The sequence below is a fragment of the SAR324 cluster bacterium genome (genome assembly GCA_029245725.1).
In the GTDB taxonomy this organism is placed as follows: domain Bacteria; phylum SAR324; class SAR324; order SAR324; family NAC60-12; genus JCVI-SCAAA005.
Genome location: JAQWOT010000197.1, coordinates 1 through 4,004 on the forward strand (window position 1 = coordinate 1; position 4,004 = coordinate 4,004).

Below are 4,004 nucleotides of genomic sequence, written 5' to 3' on the forward strand. Positions count from 1 at the left end.
CCAACGATACCTCCACCTACAATTATAACTTTCGCATTTTGCATACTACCCTTTTTGGAATAAATCAGATTGCAGAATCTTTCGTAGTGTTGGTGCTAAATCCAGTTGGATTGGTACCATGAAGAGAGGCATTTTCAGATCACTTTTTTCGATTTTTCAAAAGTTTTTTTTGCGTTTAATTTTGCTTCTTCTGTTCTCCCAAGATATTGCAGAGAAATTGCTTGAAAAGTCATTTGAATGATGGAGTCTTTTTGTTTATTTACTTCGTATAGAATCTTGAGCCATTCTTTTTTTTCTACTAGATAGCGATAATGCCAAAAATATAAAAATGATTGAATAGAATTTAGATTTGATCTAACAAATCTTCCATCATGTTGATTTAGGCGTTCCAGGCCTTTCAGTGCATAGAAGTTTGTAGATTCAGATTGTTTTAATTTCCAGAATCCCTGTGCCAATAAAATATATAGTTGCAAACAATCAGGATAGATACCAACAAATTGCTGAATTGATTTGAGAGTCGTCACTAACTCATTATCAGGAAGATCTCCCCACAAAAGTAGAGCATGAGTAAGCAGAGCTTCATCCTGAACATATCGTGCATTTTGAACAACACTCTCCAAAATCTGCAGTCCTTTAGTAGTAGACCCCGATTCAAGAATGATTGGAGCAAACCAGCGGATATACCACTCAGACTGTGCAATCATAATTTTCATAATTCCACGACTAAGCTGAGTATCAGCAAATTGCGGATCTTTTTCAAAGACTTCATCAAGTATGGACATTCCAGATGATCCATATCGATAAGCCTGAAAATAATTCTTCTTATAGCCAAGTTCTACGCTACCTATCAACCCATAAATTAGTCCAAGATGGAGCTTTGAGACCTGATCTTCAGAGTTTTGGGAAATTTGATTATTTAGGCGTAGTTTTGCTTCATCTGCAAGTAATTGAAAATGCTTTGTTGATTGCTCCTCAAGATCAGATCCAGAATTAAGTGAGAAGATAGTATACGCCAACAGAGCTCGCATGGCACTTTGCTCTGGCTGATCTAAATTTGCTAAGCTAAGTTCAAGTTTTGGTAGGTTTTCTTCCAAGTAAAGATTGTAATAGGCAATACGAAATTCGTTAAGAAATTGAATTTGATACGAGGAGAGTTTGGTATGGGATTGGGCATGGGAGATTTGGGCAAGGAAGAGTAGAAAAGTCGTAAATTTTAGGAAGCATTGAAAGAATTCAAAGGTTGGCATGAAAGAATGCAACGTTTTTAACCGGCCTCAGAAGAAGCCGGTTTGAACTTTTAGATCACTTCTCTTTAACGTATGTGCCAGGCGCATCTCCGAGCAACTTATATTTTTTACTGCCCATCGTAGGTACACTTCCTTTGTCACCACATTGACCTTGCAGCCAAGGAATCCAATCTTGCCACCAGCTTCCTCGAACTTGTTGGATATTTTTCTGCCAAATCATTGGATCTTGATCGGTTTCAGTGACAGGTCCAGCCCAGTAAGCTCGCTTTGGCGGATTTAGAGGAGGATTAACTACTCCTGCGATGTGCCCCGATGTTGATAAGGCAAAACGTACTTGTCCACCTGTATTAAGTCCGGTTTTGAATACTTGGTCCCATGGGGTAATGTGATCTTTTTCAGCCGCAACTGAATACAGCGGTTGATTGATTTCACCAAGGTTGATTTTCTGCCCAGCCAATTCTAGTTTGCCTTGGCAGAGATGGTTGTTGATGTAAAACTCTCGCAAGTAAAAGGAGTGAGCTTTTTCAGGTAGTCTAGTGGAATCTTCATTCCAGAAGAGCATATCAATTGGTGGAGGGGTTTTGCCATAAAGATAGTTGTTCACCACGTAATTCCAAATCAGCCCATCTGCTTTCATCATTCGATAGGTTGTCCCCATCTGCTTGCCGTCTAAGTATCCTTTCTCAGCCATCATCTTCTCAACAAATTTCATTGAGTCCTCATCTACGAAGAGCCCAAGATCTCCAGGCTTGGAGAAATCGACCAAAGTAGTCAACAGCGTGAAACTTGAAAAATGATTTTTCACCTTTTTCTGAGGACCGTTCAGCCAGCCCATAGTAGTTGCTAGTAAAGAACCTCCAATACAGTATCCAACTGCATGGATATTTTCTGCTCCTGTGATTTCCTTGACAACTCTCATTCCCTCAACGGGGCCCATTAACATGTAGTCATCAAGACTTGTGTTACGCAGTTCTGTCGTTGGATTCTTCCAACTAATCATGAAAACTGTGAAGCCATTGTTCACTAGATTCCGGACAAAGCTCTTTTTTTCATTTAGATCTAAAATATAGAACTTGTTGATCCAGGGTGGGTTGATCAGTACTGGAGTCTGATGTACTTGATCAGTATTAGCTTCATACTGGATCAATTCCATTAGGTCATTTCTATAAACGATCTTACCTGGTGTGTTCGCCAAGTTCTTACCGACTTCAAAAGGGGACTTGTCGACCATTTGTGGCATTTGGTCTTGGAAGTCTTTCACCCAATTTTCAAATCCTTTGACAAGACTTTTTCCTTCGGTATCAATGAATTCACGAATGGCTCCTGGGTTAGTCCAGAAGTAGTTGTTTGGCGATATCGCACTTACCATTTGTTCTGTCCAGAACCTGGCCTTGTCTTTCGTCCGATCTGAGACATTGGGTGTCTTCTGAATGCTTTCTTGGAGGAATTCAGCGTAGAGCTTATAGTATTCCTGAATCCATCTGAAATGGGGCAACTCTTCAAGTGTGGGAATTTTGCCAAACTCTCCCTTCTCAATAGATTCTTTGGATTTATTTACAAACTCGTTCCAAACTTTCATGTTGACTTCACCGATTTTCTGACTCCAATTCTGCATGGACTGATTCAGTTCTTGCGGATTCTTTGTCCAGGCTTCGGCAACTTGTTGGAGAGATTTCAGTGCTCCAAATGGATCAGTGTCAGTGCCTTGCTCGTTCATCTTGGAAATCATACTTCCAAAGAATTCCTGCATTTTTTCCTGATTGATCCCCTGTGTCTGAGTATTCATCGAACAGCTCCTATCATTAATTGCTTAGCTGTAATGCTGCATTCCCACACTCTCGATTTTGTGGAGAGTGCAGAATTTTTTTGTTTCTGGAAATCAGATTCTAAGTCCACCATCAACTTCAATGACCCTACCGGTGATGTAATCATTTTCTAGAATGAAGACAGCTGTTCTTGCGATTTCTGAGGGTTCACCAAGTCTACGAATTGGCACTTGATCAATGATCTTCTGCTTCACGTCTTCACGAATCGCAGCAACCATTTCTGTGTTGATGTAACCTGGTGCAATCGCAGCACAACGTACTCCATGTTGCGCCATTTCCTTGGCCCATGTCACAGTCATTTCTGCTACACCAGCTTTTGTGGCTGTATAGTTAGTTTGGCCCATATTCCCATTTCTTGAAATACTAGAAATGTTGATGCAAACACCTTTGCTACCCAATTGAAGTTGTTTTTCAAAAAACTCACGGGCGCAAAGGAATACCCCTGTTAGGTTGACATCAATGACTAGTTGCCAATTTTGTAAGGACATCTTTTGAATTTCCTCACCAGTAACGTTACCAGCTTCGTCCTTAATCTTTTTCTTGCGAACAATGAGTCCATCTCGTGTGATTCCGGCATTGTTTATTAGCCCATCAACTTGACCAAAATCTTTGACGATTTGATCTAATAGGGAAACGACTTCATCCTCTTTGGCTACATTAGTGACGTAGGTATGAGCTTTGACTCCCTTCGCTAAGGCCATCTCTTTCGTGGCATTTAAATCATCTTGGTTTAGATCAACCAAAGCTAAGTTTGCTCCTTTGTTCGCAAGTTCTGAAGCAAATGCGCGTCCTAAGCCTCGTCCACCCCCTGTAATGACTACGACTTTTCCTTCTAGATTCATACGACCTCGTTTGTAAATTAACTCTTTAAAATCAATCTCAAATCTTTTGAGAAATTTGTTTACCGTTCTACTGCTAATGCGACACCAAG

General features: G+C 40.4%; 3 protein-coding genes. All 3 read right to left on the minus strand.

Features of this window, described 5'->3' with window-relative positions; all coding sequences use genetic code 11:
• Positions 1-134: 134 nt before the first annotated feature.
• Positions 135-1,094, minus strand: a complete 960-nt coding sequence (locus P8O70_10395; protein ID MDG2197281.1) for a hypothetical protein — start codon at positions 1,092-1,094, stop codon at positions 135-137.
• 208 nt (positions 1,095-1,302) lie between these two features.
• Positions 1,303-3,033 carry an alpha/beta hydrolase gene (locus tag P8O70_10400; GenBank protein ID MDG2197282.1) on the minus strand — a complete coding sequence of 577 codons (1,731 nt, stop codon included), beginning with the start codon at positions 3,031-3,033 and terminating at the stop codon, positions 1,303-1,305.
• Positions 3,034-3,126: 93 nt separating this feature from the next.
• Positions 3,127-3,915, minus strand: a complete 789-nt coding sequence (locus tag P8O70_10405) for an SDR family oxidoreductase (protein ID MDG2197283.1) — start codon at positions 3,913-3,915, stop codon at positions 3,127-3,129.
• Positions 3,916-4,004 lie beyond the last annotated feature (89 nt).